16 protein-coding genes are annotated in these 18,980 nt (G+C 71.7%); 9 read left to right on the forward strand and 7 right to left on the reverse strand.

The genetic code is table 11. From position 1 onward, the window contains the following. Positions 1-24: 24 nt before the first annotated feature. Positions 25-1,482, reverse strand: coding sequence for a DUF6421 family protein (locus tag AC4FS2_RS00460; RefSeq protein ID WP_491176016.1), 1,458 nt, complete (start codon positions 1,480-1,482; stop codon positions 25-27). A 122-nt stretch (positions 1,483-1,604) separates the two neighbouring features. On the opposite strand from AC4FS2_RS00460, the gene AC4FS2_RS00465 reads away from it, so the two are divergent. The 3 genes from AC4FS2_RS00465 (at position 1,605) to AC4FS2_RS00475 (ending at position 4,416) form a co-directional block, all read left to right on the forward strand. Further along, positions 1,605-2,555, forward strand: coding sequence for a diacylglycerol/lipid kinase family protein (locus AC4FS2_RS00465; RefSeq protein ID WP_491176018.1), 951 nt, complete (start codon positions 1,605-1,607; stop codon positions 2,553-2,555). A gap of 68 nt (positions 2,556-2,623) precedes the next feature. After that, positions 2,624-3,775, forward strand: coding sequence for a sensor histidine kinase (locus AC4FS2_RS00470; RefSeq protein ID WP_491176020.1), 1,152 nt, complete (start codon positions 2,624-2,626; stop codon positions 3,773-3,775). Further along, complete coding sequence (locus tag AC4FS2_RS00475; RefSeq protein WP_491176022.1) at positions 3,772-4,416, forward strand: response regulator; 645 nt, start codon at positions 3,772-3,774, stop codon at positions 4,414-4,416. Before AC4FS2_RS00470 ends, AC4FS2_RS00475 begins: the two co-directional genes overlap by 4 nt. Before the next feature lie 127 nt (positions 4,417-4,543). Here the strand turns inward: AC4FS2_RS00475 and AC4FS2_RS00480 are convergent, their stop codons facing one another. Next, positions 4,544-5,047 carry a hypothetical protein gene (locus tag AC4FS2_RS00480; RefSeq protein ID WP_491176025.1) on the reverse strand — a complete coding sequence of 168 codons (504 nt, stop codon included), beginning with the start codon at positions 5,045-5,047 and terminating at the stop codon, positions 4,544-4,546. Positions 5,048-5,100: 53 nt separating this feature from the next. Between AC4FS2_RS00480 and AC4FS2_RS00485 the strand changes: the two genes are divergently transcribed. Next, entirely contained in the window at positions 5,101-5,745 is a 645-nt protein-coding gene (locus AC4FS2_RS00485) for a 2-phosphosulfolactate phosphatase (RefSeq protein ID WP_491176027.1), read from the forward strand. A 47-nt stretch (positions 5,746-5,792) separates the two neighbouring features. Here the strand turns inward: AC4FS2_RS00485 and AC4FS2_RS00490 are convergent, their stop codons facing one another. From AC4FS2_RS00490 to AC4FS2_RS00500, 3 genes are all read right to left on the reverse strand, one after another. Further along, the gene (locus AC4FS2_RS00490; protein ID WP_491176029.1) at positions 5,793-6,281 is read right to left on the reverse strand and encodes a SprT-like domain-containing protein; all 489 of its coding nucleotides are present in this window, start codon (positions 6,279-6,281) and stop codon (positions 5,793-5,795) included. A 31-nt stretch (positions 6,282-6,312) separates the two neighbouring features. Next, the gene (locus AC4FS2_RS00495; protein ID WP_491154462.1) at positions 6,313-6,840 is read right to left on the reverse strand and encodes a tetratricopeptide repeat protein; all 528 of its coding nucleotides are present in this window, start codon (positions 6,838-6,840) and stop codon (positions 6,313-6,315) included. 95 nt (positions 6,841-6,935) lie between these two features. Next, positions 6,936-7,802 (reverse strand): spermidine synthase, encoded by an 867-nt coding sequence (locus AC4FS2_RS00500; protein WP_491154461.1) that lies wholly within the window; start codon positions 7,800-7,802, stop codon positions 6,936-6,938. 185 nt (positions 7,803-7,987) lie between these two features. Between AC4FS2_RS00500 and AC4FS2_RS00505 the strand changes: the two genes are divergently transcribed. From AC4FS2_RS00505 to AC4FS2_RS00515, 3 genes are all read left to right on the forward strand, one after another. Continuing rightward, a complete protein-coding gene (locus tag AC4FS2_RS00505; protein WP_491176032.1) occupies positions 7,988-9,655 on the forward strand; it encodes an ABC transporter substrate-binding protein in 1,668 nt (555 codons plus the stop codon). Between the two features lie 150 nt (positions 9,656-9,805). Beyond that, complete coding sequence (locus AC4FS2_RS00510) at positions 9,806-10,810, forward strand: ABC transporter permease (RefSeq protein WP_491154458.1); 1,005 nt, start codon at positions 9,806-9,808, stop codon at positions 10,808-10,810. Beyond that, positions 10,807-11,766 carry an ABC transporter permease gene (locus tag AC4FS2_RS00515; protein ID WP_491154457.1) on the forward strand — a complete coding sequence of 320 codons (960 nt, stop codon included), beginning with the start codon at positions 10,807-10,809 and terminating at the stop codon, positions 11,764-11,766. The genes AC4FS2_RS00510 and AC4FS2_RS00515 overlap by 4 nt, the downstream gene beginning before the upstream one ends. A 140-nt stretch (positions 11,767-11,906) precedes the next feature. Here AC4FS2_RS00515 and AC4FS2_RS00520 read toward each other — a convergent pair whose 3' ends face one another. Further along, a complete protein-coding gene (locus AC4FS2_RS00520; RefSeq protein ID WP_491176034.1) occupies positions 11,907-13,559 on the reverse strand; it encodes an ABC transporter ATP-binding protein in 1,653 nt (550 codons plus the stop codon). 165 nt (positions 13,560-13,724) lie between these two features. On the opposite strand from AC4FS2_RS00520, the gene pxpA reads away from it, so the two are divergent. Further along, the gene (gene pxpA / locus AC4FS2_RS00525) at positions 13,725-14,480 is read left to right on the forward strand and encodes a 5-oxoprolinase subunit PxpA (protein WP_491176037.1); all 756 of its coding nucleotides are present in this window, start codon (positions 13,725-13,727) and stop codon (positions 14,478-14,480) included. Beyond that, a complete protein-coding gene (locus AC4FS2_RS00530) occupies positions 14,474-16,039 on the forward strand; it encodes a 5-oxoprolinase subunit B/C family protein (RefSeq protein WP_491176039.1) in 1,566 nt (521 codons plus the stop codon). Before pxpA ends, AC4FS2_RS00530 begins: the two co-directional genes overlap by 7 nt. A 61-nt stretch (positions 16,040-16,100) precedes the next feature. Here AC4FS2_RS00530 and AC4FS2_RS00535 read toward each other — a convergent pair whose 3' ends face one another. Further along, positions 16,101-18,740 (reverse strand): DUF4062 domain-containing protein, encoded by a 2,640-nt coding sequence (locus tag AC4FS2_RS00535; RefSeq protein WP_491154451.1) that lies wholly within the window; start codon positions 18,738-18,740, stop codon positions 16,101-16,103. Positions 18,741-18,980: the final 240 nt, after the last annotated feature.

Raw genomic sequence — 18,980 nt, forward strand, 5'->3', positions numbered from 1 at the left:
TGCCGGGGCTGGGGGATGCGGGGGTCAGTCGGTGCCGCGGATCCCCGCGGTCGACGCGATGACCGCGCGCATCTTCTTCTCGAGCGCCTCGTAGAACATCGACAGCGGGAATTCGTCGTCCAGCACCGCATCCGTGTAGCCCTTCGGGGTGCCCGAGAGCACCTCGTCGGGAAGGCCCCGCGCCCACGACGATGCCGGATGCGGCGTCAGCACGCCGCGCACGAGCTCATATGCCGCGAGCCAGTGCGCTGTCTTCGGCCGGTCGATCGAGCGCCAGTACAGCTCGTCGATCGCATCCCCGAGCGCCACGACCGCTGCCGGGACCTCGTCCCAGTCGAACGCGAGCGACGTGTCGGTCCAGTGCAGCACTCCGCGCTGGTGCAGCCAGGCGAACAGCAGCTGGCCGCCGACCCCGTCGTAGTTGCGCACCCGCGAACCGGTGATCGCGAACCGGAAGATGCGGTCGAAGATCACCGCGTACTGCACGAGCGTGGCGTGCTCGAGCATCGCGGCCTCCGCCGCATCCAGCGGTTCGACCGGCTCACCGGCCGCGGCGTCCTCCACGCGCGCCTGCAGCCGCTTCTCGATCGCGACGCACTCGCGGAACGCCGTCAGGTCGCACCGCAACTCCTCCAGCGAGTACAGGAAGAACGGCATGCGCTGCTTGATCATGAACGGATCGAACGGCAGGTCGCCGCGCATGTGCGTCCGGTCGTGGATGATGTCCCACATCACGAACGCGCGCTCCGCGAGTGCCTGGTCCTCCAGCATCCGGGCAGCGTCGGCGGGCAGCTCGAGCTTCGTGATCGCCGCCGCGGCGTCCACGACGCGTCGGTACCGGGCGGCCTCGCGGTCCTGGAAGATGGCACCCCACGTGAAGGTCGGGATCTCGCGCATCGCGACGGTCTCAGGAAACAGCACGGCGGAGTTCGTGTCGTACCCGGGTGTGAAGTCCACCAGGCGCAGCGACACGAACAGCCGGTTGGTGTACTCCTGCTCCAGCCGCGCGATGAACTCGGGCCAGATGACCTCGGCCAGCACGGCCTCGACGTGCCGGTCGCGGGAGCCGTTCTGCGTGTACATCGGGAACACCACGAGGTGCCGGATACCGTCGATGCGATGCTGCTGCGGCTGGAACGCGACGAGGGAGTCCAGGAAGTCCGGGACGCCGAACCCCTCGGCCTGCCACCGCGCGAAGTCGGCGACGGAGGCCTCGAGGTACTCCGCGTCGTGCGGGAAGCGCGGCGCCAGCTCCTCGATCGCGGCGATGATCTCTCCCACGAGGGACGCGGCGGCGGGATGATCCGCGGCATCCGGAACCGACCCGTCCTGCGCCTGCAGGGGCTGCAGGGCCGTGGCGGCGTCCTTCAGCGACAGCCACGCCGGGGAGCGCTCCACACCGGCGGCCCGGCCGTCCTCGACGACCTCGGGCTCGCCGATGATCGCCTTGTGCGCACGGGACGTGGCGGCGGAAACAGACATGGGAACCTCCGATCTCCGGGGTATACCGGCGCGTGCGCACCGGGGCTGGTCAGGATGCGGCCAGCCTACCGCCGGCGTGTCAAGCGCTCCTGGCGGGGCGGGCGGACCAGTAGCGTCGGAGCATGCCCGACGAAAACGAACCGGCGTCTGCGGACGGCTTGGGTCTGCTGGTGCTCGCGAACAGCGGCGCGGGCGAGGCGGTGCTGCGTGCCGATCCGATGCCGGAGATCCGCCGGCGGCTGCCGCGCGCCGTCGTCCGCCAGCTGGACGCGGACGAGAGCCTGAGCGACGTCGTGGCGGAGGCCATGGCCGCCCGTGACCGCCCCGCGGTGCTCGGCGTGCTCGGGGGTGACGGATCGGTGTCGCGCATGGCGCACCTGGCGCGTCGCTACGACGTTCCGCTGCTGGTGCTCCCCGGCGGTACGTTCAACCACTTCGCGCGCGCCGCCGGTCTCGAGGACGTGGATGCGGCCCTGGATGCCTTCACCGCCGGACGCCTCCGCGAGGTCGCGGTGGCCGAGGTCGTGGTGGACGGCGGGGAACCGATCACGGTTCTCAACGCTGTCTCGCTGGGCGCGTACCCGCAGTTCCTCGCCGAACGCACCCGCGAGGGCCATCTGGGGAAGTGGGCCGGTGGCGTCGTGGCGATCTGGCGCGAACTGCATGGTTCCCAGCCGATCGTTATCGTCCGCGATGGCCGCCGCGCGGCGGTGTGGTCGGTGTTCGTCAGCGTCGGACGCAACGACCCGGAGCGGCACGCGACGATGCAGCGCGTGCACCTGGACGACCCCACCCTCGACGTGCGGGTTCACCACGCGCGAGGGTCGCGGGTTCGGGCCATGGCCTCCCTCGCGTTCGGGCGGCGGACGGTCGCCGCGATGCGCGCCCTGCGGCTCATGCCGCCCGCTTCCGACTTCGAGCGGTTCGTCGAACCGGCGTGGGACATCCAGGTCCGCCCCGGGAAGGCGGAGCCCGTGTACGTCCACGACGGTGAGCTGGAGGAGGCCGACCCCGCCGGGTTCTCGCTCAGCATCCGCGCCGTACCTGCCGCCCTGCGGGTCTACGCGCGGTAGCGGCAGCCCCCGCAGATACATCTGCAGGCGGATGCTGCGTCTTCCCGCTCCGCGTAGCCTCGGACACGATGTTCCGTACGCTGCGCCGCTCCCAGATCGTCATCGACGTCGTCGCGGCGCTGGTGTTCGGTTTCGTGGCGCTCGTGGTGGACGTGTCGCTGCTGAGCATGAGCAGCAACGCGCAGCTGCTCGCGGGCGTCGGCGCGGCGGCACTGCTCGCGGTGGCGCTCGCGTTCCGCCGCCTCGCCCCGGGGCTCGCGCTCGCCATCGCGTGGCTCAGCGCGATCGTGCAGATGGTGGCCCTGCTCGACCCGTCGCCCAGCAACGTGGCGATCTTCGCGGTGCTGTACGCCACCGCCGCGTACGGCCGGCGCCTGGTGTACTGGCTGGGCTTCGCGTCGGCGTTCGCGGGTGCGCTCGTGATCGCGGTGTACCTCTACGTGGTCCAGCCCGGCGTCGTGGAGTCTCGGCTGATCACGGTGGGGCTCGCCGTGCTCGTCGCCGCGACGTTCGCGCTGCTGCTGGCGTGGGTCACGGGAGCCCTGGTCCGCACGGCGCTGTCCGCGCGCGAGGCGCGGCGCGCGCGCGAAGAAGCCGAGGCGGATGCGGTGGCCGAGCAGGAGCGGGTGCGCATCGCTCGCGACATGCACGATGTCGTCGCGCACTCGCTCGCGGTGGTCATCGCGCAGGCCGACGGTGCACGGTATGCCGCCGCATCCGATCCTGCCGCCGCGACGACGGCGCTCAGCACGATCTCCACGACGGCCCGCGCCGCGCTGTCGGACGTCCGGCTGCTCCTCACCCAGCTGCGGCACAGCCAGGGCGAGGGCCCGCAGCCCACGTTGGCCGATGTCGACGCGCTGTACGCCCAGGTGCGTGCGGCCGGTGTCGACCTCGAGGTGGATGTGGATCCGGCGCCGGCCGCCGATCCCTCGGCCTCCGTGCAGCTCGCGGTCTACCGCATCCTGCAGGAAGCCCTCACCAACGCGCTGCGCCACGGGGCGAGCGGCCCGGTCACGGTCCGGCTGGCGTGGCATCCCGGCCGGGTGGAGATCGCGGTCGGCAACCCGCTCGCGTCCGCCGCGCCCCCCTCCACGGGCGGGCACGGACTCATCGGCATGCGCGAACGCGCGCAGCTGGCCGGGGGCGCACTCGAGGCGGGGTCCGACGGCGGTCGCTTCGTCGTCACCGCGCGGATCCCGATCGCGGAGGCGCCATGACCACGCCCATCCGCGTCGTGCTCGTCGACGATCAGGCGCTGTTCCGCGCCGGCATCCGCATGGTCATCGACTCCCAGCCCGACCTCGACGTCGTGGGGGAGGCGGCAGACGGCCGCGAGGCACTCGCCGTGGTCGCCGCCACCCGCCCCGACGTCGTGCTCATGGACATCCGCATGCCGGTGATGGACGGCCTGGCCGCGACGGCCGATCTGCTGTCCCGACCCGACCCGCCGCGCGTGGTGATGCTGACGACCTTCGATCTCGACCAGGCGGCGGCCCGCGCCATCCGCCAGGGTGCGAGCGGGTTCCTGCTGAAGGACGCCGAACCGGAGTTCCTCCTCGCCTCGATACGCACCGTCCACGCCGGCTCCGCCGTGATTGCCGCGTCGGCGACCCGGGAACTCTTCGCCGCGGGGGCGCGGGAGACCCGGCCGGTTCCGCCATCGTTCGCGACCCTCACCGGGCGTGAGCGGGAAGTGTTCGCGCTCGCCGCCCGGGGCCTCAGCAACGCCGAGATCGCCGCGGGGGAGTTCCTCTCCGAAGCCACGGTCAAGACGCACATCAGCCGCATCCTCGCCAAGCTCGGTCTCCGCGATCGCGTGCAGCTCGTCGTCTTCGCCTACGACCACGGCCTCGCCTGACCCCCGCGTCCCCCCGTCCGGTCGCCCGCGCCCCCGCGCGCGAGAAACGACGTTCCGGATGAGAAACGCCGCGCCGCGTGCCGTCTCGTCCGGATTGTCGTTTCTCGCGCGCGGGTCGTTGTCGGGTTCAGCCGCCGGCGACCGGCTCCGGATCGTGCGCCCACGATGGGGCGAGGGCGCGGATGCGGGCGGCACGCCACTGCCACGCGGACCACAGCACCGGCCACAGGAGCGGCGCGGTGCGCCCGCCGATCACGAGCCGATCGCGCCAGAGGGTGCGGGTGGGGTCGCCCGGCGCCGGGGATACGGCCATCTGGTGGTCCCAGACATCCAGACTGGACAGCGGCCCGGTGAGGGGAATGCCGCTGTCGCGGAAGATCCGCACGGGGCCGTTGGCGTCGGATGCCTCGCGCTCACTGACGGAGATGAGCTGGTTCCCCATGGGGAGCGCGCCGGCGACGGACAGCTGCACGGGCATGTCCATCCCCGCCTCCCACGAGGTCGGCGCATCGGACAGCGGCTCCATCGTCAGGAGCGGGCCGTACAACTCCGCCACCGCGCGTGGGGAGTGAAGGGCACGCCAGGCCGCGTCGGCGTCGCAGTCGATGACCAGCTTGAGCAGGATGCGCATCGCCCCATCCTCGCCCATCGGGCCGGCCGCGGCGCGCGTCCTAGGCTCGACGGGTGCCTGCAACCGCATCCTCGTTCGACCAGTCCGTCTACCAGGTGCGTCTCGAGTGGGGAACCGAGGGCCTCGCCCGGCTCACCCCTGCCGACATCGTGGTGGTCGTCGACGTGCTGCGCTTCTCCTCGACCGTGACCGACCTGCTGGCCTCGGGTGGGTCGTATCGGCTGGATGCCGCGGCCCATGCCGTCTCGCTCAACGGCGCGGCCGTGGCATCCGCCGCCGCGGAGGGCGAAGGCGAGGTCGTGCTCGGGTGCATCCGCAACGCGGCGGCGGTGGCCCGGTGGGTCCTCGCGCGACAGGGCGAGCGCGGCGTTCGCACGAGCGTGGCGGTGGTCGCGGCCGGGGAGCGGGTCGGGGCGGATGCGCCGGAGCTGCGTTTCGCCGTCGAAGACTCGCTCGGCGCCGGGGCGGTCATCGCGGCGCTCGGCGACCTCGGCATCGACGCCTGCTCGCCCGACGCCGCCGTCGCCGGTGAGGCGTTCCGCGCGCTCCGCGGCGCCACACGGCACCTCTTGACGGCGAGCGGGTCGGGCCGACAGCTCGCCGCACGGGGCCGGCGCGACGAGGTGCTCTCCGCAGCGGTGGTGGATGCCGCATCCGTCGTACCGGTCCTCCGCAACGGAGCCTTCGTGCCGGGGTGACGCCGCGGCGCATCCGCCCACCCCAGCACAACCCGCTAGAGCCCGGGTCAGCGGGGCGTCTGCGCGGCCAGCCGCGTGGCGGGGGTGATCTCGCGCCGCGTCCAGGTGAAGACGTTCCGCGGATCGAACCGCGGGGCGCATGTGGCGCATGAGGTCGGCCGGGTCGCCTTTCGGTGGCGGTAAGCCACATGCCCGGCGGGGCATACGCCCACCCACGGCGCGAGCTCGTTCGCCGTCTCGCCCGCATGGGTGGTGCCGCCGATGTAGCCGAGGTCGCGCGCGACGCGCTTCCACTGCGCTCCGTGGCCGGCCGCCGGCCCGGCGAGGGCGTGCGCCACCTCGTGCAGCAGCGTCTGGTGGTTGGTGTCGTCGTCGTAGCGGGCCGTGAGGTAGCGCGACACGCTGATGCGGCGGCGCGTGTAGTCGCACAGGCCCGCGCGACGTTTGGCGTTGTCGAACCCGAACGACCACGTCGCATCCAGGTGGAGGGAGATCAAGGCCTCCGCCCACGTGCGCACCCGCTGCAGCTCCGACATGAGAATCGAGCGTAAAGGCAGGTGCCGACAGTCAGCTGGCGACCGATGCGCGGGATCGACGCCGGTCGGCGGCATCGATCGCCAGCAGCGTCGATTCGAGCTGCTCGTCGGCGGCGCCGGCGTCCTGGCGGAGGAAGAGGGCGCGCTTGAAGTCGGTGCGGGCGTCGTCGTAATCGCCGGCGTCGTAGTAGACCTTGCCGCGGTGCTGGTAGGCGAAGGCGGCGATCCCCGACCACCCCGCGCCGTCGGCCTCCGCGGCACACGTGCTGAGCTCCTGGGCCGCGGCGGGCAGCGCGTCGCGGGCCTGCAGGATCGTCGCGTGCAAGATGCGTGCGCGCAGGAGGTCTTTACGGGTTCCGGCCATCCGTGCCACGCGCACCGACTGGTCCGACACCGACAGGGCGTCATCCAGCCGACCGAGCACCTTCAGGAGCCAGACGCGTTCGAGCAGGGCCGGCAGGCTCCGCTGCGTACCGATCTCGTCGAGCCGATGCTGGCACTCGTTCAGGTCGACGATCTCGCGCAGCGTCTCGGGGTCGTATCCGCGGATGTAGCTCATCGTCGTCTCCCTTCGCCGTGCGGTGTCGCTCGCCTGTCACGGGCCGCTTCTAGTGTGTGGCAGCCGCGGCGGGTCGCCGGGAGGGCACGCCGGTCTCAGCGGTCGAACAGCGAAGAAATCGGCTTGGGGGAGGGCGTCGCATCCGCATCGGTGGCAGGAAGCGCGCCGCGGGCGAACTCGTCGAGCTCCGCGCCGTGCGCCACCTTCGCCGGGTGGGGTCCCGCCGCCATGAGCCGCGGGAGCCACTCCACCGGCAGGGGTGCGGGGGATGCGGCGATCACGAGATTGCCGAAACGCCTGCCCTTGAGCACCTGCACTTCGGCGAGCACGGCCACATGCGGCAGCACGGACCGCACGGTCGCGACCTGCCGGCGCGCGAACGCGAGCCCCGCGCCGTCGGCGACATTGACCAGCAGCACGCCGTCGGGGGCGAGCAGCCGGAGGGCGTCGCGGTAGAACTCCACCGTGGTGAGGTGGGCCGGTGTCTGCGCTCCGGCGAACACGTCGCTGACGAGCAGATCGACCTGCCCGACAAGGCCTGCCGGAAGGCGTCCCAGTCCCTCCCGGGCATCCCCGATCCGCACCCGGATCGATCCTCCGCGGGGCAGCGGCAGGGTGGCACGCACCAGATCGACGAGCGGTTGCTCCAGCTCGATCACCTGCTGACGCGAACCCGGCCGCGTCGCCTCGACGTACCGCGGCAGGGTGAAGGCGCCCGCTCCCAGGTGCACCGCGGTGAGCGGTTGCCCCGGCATCCGCAGCCGGTCGATCACCGCGGCCATCCGCGCGATGTATTCGAAGTGCAGGTGCGTGGGATCGTCGGGGTCGACGTGCGACTGCGGTGTTCCGTCGACCTCGAGCTCGTATCCGCCCGCATACGGCGACGGCACGACACGGGCGATCGTCCCGTCGGAGAGGCGCGTGGAGGCGATCTCGGCGGGTTCGACGCGGGCGCGGGCCATCCCTCCACGCTAGCCCGCGGCGGGGGTGGGCCGGCGGAACGGTCGAAACACGATCGATACACACGGGCAACCAGCACCCGGATCGCTTGCAGGTACGGTCGGTACATCGGTTGAACCGGATGCGGCACGACCGCGTGGACGCGCGTCGGCCCCGTCTTCACCCCCACATGGAAGGTGCACAGCACATGGCACACACGATGAGACGGCGCCTGCTCAGCGGCGCCGCCGCGGTCGCGATCGGGGCGATCGCCCTCTCCGCCTGCTCCAGTCAGCGCGGCGGAGGGGAAGAGGAGACGACGTCCGGCGATGTCGACTCCACTTTCGTCTTCGGAGCGTCGGGCGACCCCTCGAGCCTCGACCCGGCCTTCGCCAGCGACGGCGAGTCGTTCCGTATCTCGCGGCAGATCTTCGAGGGTCTCGTCGGAGTCGAGGCCGGCACGGCCGACCCGGCGCCGCTCCTGGCGGAGAGCTGGGAGCAGTCCGAAGACGGGCTGTCCTACACCTTCCAGCTGAAGGAGGGCGTGACCTTCCACGACGGCACCGAGTTCAACGCGGATGCTGTCTGCTTCAACTTCGACCGGCAGAACAACTTCACCGGCATCGCGCAGAGCGAGAGCCTGTCCTATTACTGGGGCAAGATCATGCGCGGCTACGCCGACACCGGCACCTCGATCTATGAGAGCTGCGAGGTCGGCAGCGACACCGAGGTCACCGTGACCCTCAACGAGCCGTTCGCCGGATTCATCCCGGCGCTGTCGCTGCCCGCGTTCGCCATGCAGAGCCCGGCCGCGCTCGAGGAGTACAACGCCGACGACGTGGGCGGCACCTCGGAGGCGCCGACGCTGAGCGAGTACGCCACCGAGCACCCCACCGGCACCGGACCGTTCATGTTCGACTCGTGGGAGCCGGGCGCCGAGGCGACCGTCACCGCGTACGAGGACTACTGGGGCGAGCAGGGCCAGGTGCAGGAAGTCATCTTCCGCGTGATCGGTGACACCACCGCCCGCCGCCAGGCGCTCGAATCCGGCTCGATCGACGGCTACGACCTCGTCGCCCCCGCCGACCTCGGCGCACTCGAGGACGCCGGCTACACGCTCGTCAACCGCGAGCCGTTCAACATCCTGTACCTCGCCATGAACCAGGCCGACCCCGCGCTCGCCGACATCCGCGTGCGCCAGGCCCTCGCCCACGCCATCGACAAGGAGCAGCTGGTCAGCCAGGTGCTGCCCGAGGGCACCGTGATCGCCGACCAGTTCATGCCGGAAAGCGTCATCGGCTTCAACGAAGACGTCACGACATACGAGTACGACGTCGAGGAGGCTCAGTCGCTGCTGGCCGCAGCCGGCTTCACCGAGGCGAACCCGCTGACGCTGACCTTCAACTACCCGGTCAACATCTCGCGGCCGTACATGCCGAACCCGGAGCAGATCTTCACGAACCTGCAGTCGCAGCTGGAGGCCGTGGGCGTGGTGCTCAACCCCGTCTCGAACGAATGGGCCGAGTACCTCGACCTCATGCAGGGCGGTAGCGAGCACGGCATCCACCTCCTCGGCTGGACCGGTGACTACAACGACCCCGACAACTTCGTGGGCACCTTCTTCGGTGCTCCCTCGAACGAGTGGGGCTTCGACAACGCCGAGCTCTTCTCGGCGCTGACCACCGCGCGCGGCCTCGCCACCGAAGAAGAGCAGGACCCGGCTTACCAGGACATCAACGAGCAGATCGCGCAGTTCCTGCCCGGTATCCCGCTGGCAAGCCCCGTCCCGACCCTGGCGTTCGCCGAGCGAGTCACCTCGTACCCGGCCAGCCCGGTGCAGGACGAGGTTTACAACCTGATCGAACTGTCGGAGTGACACCCCGGATGCTGCGACCCGGACCGCCACGCGGCGCCCGGGTCGCAGCATCCTCGCACTCCCGTCGTCCGACTTGCGTGAATCGGCTGCCCTAACGCGTCGCGAGGCAGCCGATTCAGGCAAGGCGGAGGGCCCTACCTCGGAGTCCTCGTGCTACGCACCATCGGCAGGCGTCTGCTCCTGCTCATCCCGACCCTGTTCGGCCTGTCCGTCCTGCTGTTCTTCTGGGTTCGGGCGCTTCCGGGCGGACCGGCCGTCGCGCTCCTCGGTGAGCGCGCCACCCCCGAAGCCGTCGAGCGCATCAACGAGCTCTATGGATTCAACGAGCCGCTGTACGTGCAGTACTTCACGTGGCTCGGGCGCCTGGCCACCGGCGACTTCGGCGCCTCGATCCAGACCGGGCGACCCGTGCTCGAGGAGTTCGTCCGGCGGTTCCCCGCGACCCTGGAGCTGTCGATCGCGGCGCTGATCATCGCCGTCGGGGTCGGCATTCCGCTCGGCTACTGGGCCGCGCGCAAGCACGGCAAGGCGTGGGACCACATCGCCGTCGTGCTGAGCCTCGTCGGCATCACGATCCCGGTCTTCTTCCTCGCGTTCATCCTCAAATACATCTTCGCGGTGCAGCTGGGATGGCTGCCCTCCGACGGGCGGCAGAACCCCCGGATCGACGCGACCCACTACACGAATCTGTACGTGCTCGACGGCCTGATCACGGGCGAGTTCGATGCGGCGTGGGACGCGTTCCTGCACCTCATCCTGCCGGCGCTCGCCCTCGGCACGATCCCGCTCGCGATCATCGTGCGCATCACGCGCGCATCCGTCCTCGACGTCCAGAACGCCGACTACGTCCGCACCGGCCGGGCCAAGGGCATCGGCCGTGGAACGCTCCGCAACCGCTTCATCCTCCGCAACGCGATGCTCCCGGTGGTCACGACCGTCGGCCTGCAGGCGGGTCTGCTGATCTCCGGGGCGGTGCTCACCGAGACGGTGTTCGCCTTCCCGGGGATCGGGCAGTTCCTCGCGAGGGCCATCTTCACGCGCGACTTCCCCGTGCTGCAGGGGTTCATCATCTTCATCGCGATCCTGTATGCGCTGATCAACCTGCTCGTGGACGTGTCGTACAGCGTGATCGACCCGAGAGTGAGAGTGCAGTGAGCTCCAGCATCCTGCCCCCCGCCCCCAGCGGCGGACCCGTCGACGACAACGCGATCGTCGACGCCGGGCTCCTCCGCGCCCAGACGCGCGGCGGGTTCTGGCGTGACGTCTTCCGGCGACTGCGGGGCAACCCCACCGCCTGGGTGGGCGCCGTCATCGTCGCGTTGTTCCTCCTCGTCGCGCTGCTGGCCCCGATCCTCGCCCCGTACCCGGCCGAGTCGCTCCCCGGCCAGCGGTTCATCACGCCCACCGACATTCCGGGCCCGGGTGAGATGGCCGAGTTCCCTCTCGGCCTCGACCGCTTCGGTGGCGACGTGCTGTCGAAGCTGATCTGGGGCGCGCAGGCCTCGCTGACGATCGGCATCGTCTCGACCAGTTTCGGCCTCGTCGGCGGGATGCTGCTCGGCCTTCTGGCCGGGATGTTCGGCGGGTGGGTCGACAACGTCGTGATGCGATTCGTCGACATCCTCCTCTCGGTTCCGAACCTGCTGCTGGCCGTGTCGATCGCCGCGATCCTCGGGCAGAGCCAGCTGGCGATCATGATCGCGATCGGAGCATCCCAGATACCGGTCTTCGCCCGGCTCCTGCGTGCGTCGCTGCTGCAGCAGCGCGGCGCGGACTACGTGCTGTCCGCGCAGACGCTCGGGTTGTCACGCCGGTCGATCACCATGACCCATGTGCTGCCCAACAGCGTCGGTCCGGTCATCGTCCAGGGGACCCTGACCCTCGCCACGGCCGTCATCGACGCGGCCGCGCTGTCGTTCCTGGGTCTCGGCGGCGGGCTGCCGCAGACGGCCGAGTGGGGGCGCATGCTCACCTACGCGCAGTCCGAACTGGCGATCGCGCCGTGGCTGGCCTTCCTCCCCGGCATCTGCATCGCCGTCACCGCGCTCGGCTTCACGCTCCTCGGCGAGTCCCTGCGCGAGGCGATGGACCCCCGCACCCGCGCCCGCTGACCCCGCGGTCCCCGTGCGCGGGGCGGGAGGACCGCGAGACTCCATCTGCGCCACGAGACCGCATCCGTCGCCGGCTGTCTCGTGGCGGGGATGCAGTCTCGCGGTTCGGGGCGGGCGGGACGGCCGGGCGGCGGGGCGGGTCAGCCGGTCAGGCCGAGCTCGTTGCCGGGGATCGAGGCGAGGAGGCGCCGCGTGTAGGGGTCACGCGCGTTCGTGAAGATCTCCTCGCTGGATGCTGCCTCCACGAGGCGCCCGTCCTTCATGACGCACACGTAGTCGCTGATGAGGCGGACCACCGCCAGGTCGTGAGAGATGAAGAGGTAGCTCAGGCCGTACTCGGTCTGGAGGTCGCGGAGCAGGGTGAGCACCTGGTCCTGGACGAGCACGTCCAGTGCCGAGACGGGTTCGTCGCACACGATGAGGTCGGGGGAGAGGGCGAGGGCGCGCGCGATCGCCACGCGCTGACGCTGCCCGCCGGACAGCTCCGACGGATAGCGGCGCAGCATCGACTGCGGCAGGGCCACGTCATCCATCAGCTGCCGCACACGCGCCGAGCGCTCCTTGGCCGAACCGCGTTTGTAGAACGACAGCGGCTCCTCGATGATCCGCTCGATCGTGAACATGGGGTTGAGGCTCGAGTACGGATCTTGGAAGATCGGCTGCACCTTCTGGCGGAAATCCCGCAGCGCCGCACCCTTCAGGGCGGCGACGTCCTGCCCCTCGAACCGGATCGACCCGCTGGTCGGCTCGACCACTTTCAGCAGCATCCGCGCTGTCGTCGTCTTGCCCGATCCCGACTCCCCGACGATCGCGACCGTCTGACCGCGCGGGATGGCGAGCGAGACGTCGTCGACGGCGCGGAAGTCGTCGCCGCGCCCGCGGGTGGGGTACACCTTGCTGAGGTGCTCGATCTCCACGATGTGATCGGCGGCGGCCGCCTCGACCGTCTCCAGCTTGCGGCCGCGGAACTCCTCCGGCCGGAGCCGCACGGCCGCCACCGACGGGGCGGCGGCGACGAGCGACTGGGTGTACGGATGCTGCGGAGCCTCCAGGATCTGCCGCGCCGGGCCCTGCTCGACCACGCGGCCGCGGTGCATCACGATCACCCGCGACGCCCGCTCGGCGGCGAGCCCCAGGTCGTGCGTGATGAGCAGCACGGAGGTGCCGAGCTCGGCGGTCATCCGCTCGATCTGGTCGAGTATCGTGCGCTGCACCGTGACATCGAGCGCGCTCGTCGGTTCGTCCGCGATGAGCAGCCGCGGGCTGCAGGCCAGCCCGATCGCGATGAGCGCCCGCTGGCGCATCCCGCCGGAGAACTCGTGCGGATACTGCTTGGCGCGGGTCGCCGCATCCGGAAGCCCCGCCGCCTCGAGAGTCTCGACGACCTTCCGCTGCACGTCGGAGCGGTTGGCGAGCCCGTGCGCGAGGAGGGTCTCGGCCACCTGCGTGCCGATCTTCGCGACCGGGTTGAGGTTCGACATGGGGTCCTGCGGCACGAGGCCGATCTGACGCCCCCGCACTTCGCGCATGCGGCCCTCGGAGAAGTGCGTGAGGTCCTCGCCGTCGAGCAGGATGCTGCCGCGGGCGACGGATCCGCCGGAGGCGAGAAGGCCGATGATCGCCATCGCCGTGGTCGACTTTCCCGACCCGGACTCGCCGACGATCGCGATCGTCTCCCCGGCGGCGATGTCGAAGTCGACGCCATCGACGGCGCGCACGGGCCCGTCGAGCGTGGCGAAGTCAACGGCCAGGTCACGAACGGACAGCAGCGGTGCTCCGGGAGCGGGGGTCATCCGTCCATCCTGCCTCCCGCGGCGGGTCGCCGCATCCCGCCCCGCACATCGTTCCGCAGCCGTAACCCGCGCCGCCTCTGCCCGTAACCCGAACCCCGCGCCGGCCGAGCCGGTCCGCGCCGGGGGCGGCCCGTCCGGGCCGGTCCGCGCCGGTAGCGTGGGCCCATGCGCGTGATCGACCTGAACGCCGACCTCGGCGAGACGATCGCGGGCGTGCCGACCGCCGACGACGAGGCGATGTTCGCGGTGATCTCCAGCGCAAGCATCGCGTGCGGAGGGCACGCGGGGGACGCCGCATCCATGCGCGCGGCCGTGGAGCGCGCCGGTCGGCACGGCGTGGCCGTCGGTGCCCATCCCTCGTACGTCGACGCGGAGAACTTCGGCCGGGTCCGCCGCGACACGTCCCCGGCTCAGCTTCGCGCCGAGGTCGCCGTGCAGCTGTCGGCGCTCGTGGCAGCCGGCGCCGACGTGCGCTACGTCAAGCCGCACGGCGCGCTGTACCACGCGGTCACGGTCGACGCCGGGCAGGCGGATGCGGTCGCCGCCGCCGTCGCGGAGCTCTCCGCCCGCCTGGGACAGGCCCTTCCGATCCTGGGCCTGGCCGGAGAGATCGAACGAGCAGCACGGGAGGTGGGCCTCCCGTTCGTCCGCGAGGCGTTCCTCGACCGCGGCTACACGGCGGCAGGCGGGCTGGTGTCCCGTGGGGAGACCGGTGATGTCCTGCATGACCCCGTCGTCGTCGCCGAGCGCGCTGTCCGGCTCGCGCGCCACGGGGTCGTGGACGCGGTGGACGGGACTCCGCTGACGGCGCATGCGGCATCCCTCTGCCTGCACGGCGACACCCCTGCGTCCCTCGCGATGGCACGAGCCGTCCGGGCCGCGCTCGATGCCGCGGGCGTCGAGGTGCGTGCCCCGTGGTGACGATCGAGCTCCGGTCGATGGGGGAGCGCGCCGTGCTTGCCCAAACGGGATCGCTCGCCGAGGTGCTGGCCCTGTCGACGGTCCTCGCGTCGTCGCGCCCGGCGGGGATCGTCGATGTCGTGCCCGCCGCCCGGACGGTGCTCGTGCCGTTCGACCCGTCCGTGATCTCCCCTTCGGCCGTGCGCTCATGGATCCGCGACGAAGCCGAGCGCGCTGCCGGGGATCGCTCCTTCGACCCCGCGCCGCTCGTGGAGGTGCCGATCCGCTACGACGGTCCCGACGTGGCGGAGACGGCCGAGATGCTCGGAGTTCCCGCATCCGAACTCGTCGCCCGGCACCGGGGCGCGGAGTGGTCGGTCGCGTCCACGGGCTTCGCAGCGGGGTTCGCGTACCTCGTCAGCGACGCCTGGCCGTTCGACGTCCCGCGGCTCGCGTCGCCGCGGACCCGCGTGCCCGCCGGCGCGGTGGGCCTGGCCGGTGCCTTCACGGGTGCGTACCCGCGCGAAACCCCGGGCGGCTGGCGGCTGATCGGCACGACGGATGCTCCGCTGTTCGACCCGTCCGCCGCATCCCCGGTGCTCTTGCCCCCCGCCACCCGCGTGCGCTTCGTCGAGACGCCACATTCCGGGCGAGAAACAACGCCGCGCGTCGTTTCTCATCCGGAACGTCGTTTCTCGGCGGGGGATGCGGCGGGGGTGCGCGTGCGGGAGCCGGGGCTCCTCGCCACGGTGCAGGACCTCGGCCGCGGAGGCCGGGCCTCGCTGGGGATCGCGCGCTCGGGCGCGCTGGATCGGGCGGCTCTGCGCCGGGCGAACCGGCTCGTGGGCAACCCGGAGGACGTCGCCGGAATCGAGATCACGGTGGGCGGGTTCCGCGCCGTCGCCGAACGCGACGTCTGGGTCGCGTTGGCCGGGGCGACGGGTCCGATGACGCTCGACGGGCACGCGGTCGACCCGCACACGGCCGTGCACTGGGGCGCGGGCGCCGAGTTGCACGTGGACTGGTTCGCCTCCGGAGCGCGGGGATACCTCGCTCTCCGCGGTGGCGTCGACGTTCCTGCCGTTGCCGGTTCTCGCGCGACCGACGTGCTCGCCGGGCTCGGACCCGCCCCGCTCCGCGCCGGCGACACGATCGCGATCGGCGCCGAGCCGCGCACGCCCGTGCCCGTCGCCGACCTCGCGCCGTGGGGTCCGCCGCACGACAGCGAGATCGAGGTCGAACTGGCCCCCGGCCCGCGGGCCGACTGGTTCGCCGCATCCGCACACCGGGCGCTGTTCGAGCACCTGTGGACCGTCTCCGGCGCGGCCGACCGTGTCGGGATGCGGCTGGACGGCCCCGAGCTGGAGCGCATCAGAGACGGCGAGCTGCCAAGCGAGGGAATGGTCCCGGGGGCCGTGCAGGTGCCGCCGTCGGGTCGCCCGACGATCCTGCTCGCCGACGGGCCGGTGACCGGGGGTTATCCGGTGATCGCCGTGGCGACGGAGGCGGCCCTCGACGCTCTCGCCCAGGCCCGGCCGGGCACCCGTCTACGGTTCCGTCACGCCCGTCCGCTGCCCTGATCCCGCCCCGCCCCGCCCCGCGCCGCCGTCCCGCCGCGGCTCCGCCCCGCCCCCGCAGGCCTCACCAGCGCTGGAGGACGTCGGCCACCGCGCCGTAGTCGGCCTCGGGAAGGGCCAGCGCGACCACCTCCGGGACGCTGAGCCCCGCCCCGCGGGCTTCACCGCGGGCCACCGCGTCCGCGTCCTTCTCACGCGCCGCGGCCAGCTGCGGCGCGTACACCGTGAACGGCTCCACGTCGAACACCCCGATGCGGTGGCGGATCGCCGCCGCGGCCGCGCTCAGCATCCCCGCCCGCTCGGCGTCGCCCCGGGCCGCGGCGACCGCGCACAGGCCCTCGAGGCCGTAGGCGACGCCTTCCTCGTAGTGCAGCCGGATCGACACCCCCAGGGTCCGGATGCAGCGACCCTCAGCGGCATCGATCTCCCCGCGCACGAGCTGCATGCGCGCGAGGTGGTCGCCGGCGACGGAGACGGTGAAGAGGTCCGATCCGGCCTCGGCGACCGCCGTCGCGCGGTCGAAGTGCGTGAGCGCCGCGTCGGGCGATCCGCGCAGCCACGCCAGGCGTCCGACCGCGACCTCGGTGATCGCCTCCGCCCAGCCGTTGCCGAGGTCGCGCAGCCGTGCGATCGCGTCGGTCAGCTCGGTGTCGGCGGTGTCGAGGTCGGGAGTCGGCAGCTGCAGGCGCGCGGTCGCGCGCGCCGCGATGGCCATGGCGGCGGCATCCTCATCGCCCGACTCGGTGAACAGGCGCAGGCACTCCCCGAGGCCCGCCACCACCTCCTCCGAGGGGTGCTGCCACATCTCGCCCCACAGTGCGAAGAACCACGCGACGGCACGCGTGTGCGGGGAAATGGGCCGGTCCTTGCCCAGGAGCTCCAGCATCCACACCCGCACCTCGGCGAAGAACCCGGCGATCCACCAATAGATGAGGAGGCCCCAGGCGAAGGCGCCGGCGTCGTCGAGCCGGTCGATGTGGACGAGGTGGCGGACGGCCGCACGCAGGTTCGGCAGCTCCAGCCCCAGCAGCGCGACCACCTCGGCCTGCCGTTCCCCGCGGAGCCCGGGTGCGAGGTCGCCGACCAGGCGCAGGTAATAATCGGCGTGAGCCGCCCGCATCTGGGACGCGGCCCCCCGGCGCTTCAACCGGGCGACCGCATACTCGCGCACCACGGCCAGGAGGGAGTACACCGACCGTCCGTCCACATCGGTCTGCGCGACGAGGGAGGCATCCACGAGCGCGCCAAGGGCCTCGATCTCCTGCCCTCCCCACATCCGGTCTTTTCCGAGCGCTTCCACGGCCTCCAAGGTGAAGCGCTTCGCGAAGACCCCCAGATCCTCGAGGAGTGCGCGCTGCTCCTCCGTCAGCAGTTCGACGCTCCAGTCGATCGCCGCCGTCATGGTGCGGTGTCGGTCGGGAACGTCGCGCGCCGTGGCGGTGAGGAGCGGAAGGCTCCGCTCCAGTCGACGCGCGATGGCACCGGGAGTGAGCGTCCGCACCTTCGCCGCGGCCAGCTCCAGGGCCAGAGGCAGGCCGTTGAGGCGGGCGCAGACGGCGCAGATGTCGGCGGCGTTGTGTTCGGTCAGCTCGAAGTCGGGCCGCGCCGCGCGGGCTCGGTCGACGAAGAGCGCGACGGCGGCCGAGCGCATCGCCCGCTCGAGCGTCGCGGGCGCCGTCGGGTCGGGGGCCTCCAGGGCGCGTACTTCGAAGACGCGCTCCCCCCGGATGCGGAGGACGACCCGGCTGGTGACGAGGAAACGCGCACGCGGCGCGAGTTCGTACAGACGCACCAGCGCCGGGGCGGAGTCGATCAGCTGCTCGAAGTTGTCCAGGACCAGCAGCGCCGTGCGGTCGGCCAGAGCCAGGCCGATGCGTTCCTCGAGTGCGGCCTCGCCGTTGTCGCGCACGCCCAGCGCGTACGCGATGGTCGGGATGAGCAGGGCCGGCTCCAGCACCCCCTCGAGCGGGACGAAGTGCACGCCGTCGGGAAAGAGGTCGCCGCAGGAGTGCGCGATCTCGATCGCCAGGCGGCTCTTGCCGATGCCCCCCGTGCCGACGAGACTCACCAGACGCCCGTCCGGAGCGGCGAGCAGCTTCCGCACCTCCGCGATCGCGTCGTCGCGGCCGACCGTGCGGGTGTACGGCACGGGCAGCCGCGTGGCCACCGCGGCCGCCGCCGTCGGGTCAGCCGCGCCCGCCGCCGTCGGGTCGGCCGCGCGGGAACTGTCGAAACGCTCGGCGAGCAGCATCGCGAGGTCGGTGGCCACCTGTTCCTCGAGCTCCTCCGCACCCCGGAAGGGGAGGTATGCGGCGGTGTCATCCGAGCGGATGCGGTGGATGAGCTCCTCCAGGCGGGGCTCCCGCGTGGTGGTCTGCTTGATGTAGATGAGCTTCGGCATCTCTCGCGGGGCGAGCCGGTACTCATCCTCGAGGCCGGAGATCTGCTCGCCGGGCGCGACCCAGCCGTAGCTGTCGCCGTAGATGCCCACGAACACATCGCTCTGGTCCAGGTAGGCGCGGTACAGATCGCGCGGCGGATGGGGACGCGCCCCGAGCTCGAACATCACCGGCGCGAGGCGCAGGCGTTCGACGGCCGCCCGCACCGCCCGGCGCTCGTCGGCGAGTTCGCGCAGCGTCGAGGAGACGAACACACGCAGGCGCGCATCCGGAGTGCGGATGTGCGCGGCGACGCGGTCCCCCATCGGCACATTGTGCACCCGCAGGCCGGTCGCCGGGAGGGGGGTTCTCCCCATTCCGCGGGCCGTAGAGCGCGGTTATACCGCACGTCGGGGAACCCGTCAAGATTCCGGCTGGACACGGCGCGTCATCCGACGTATAGTCGTCTTTTGCGCTCCCCTTTCCCCTGCCCTCATATGGTGGTCGGCTGTTCCTGCACGTCCCCGCTCTCGCGGTGTGCGTCGTGTCAGGTTTCGGGGCCGGGA

This window comes from Microbacterium sp. Z10_103, assembly GCF_058310455.1.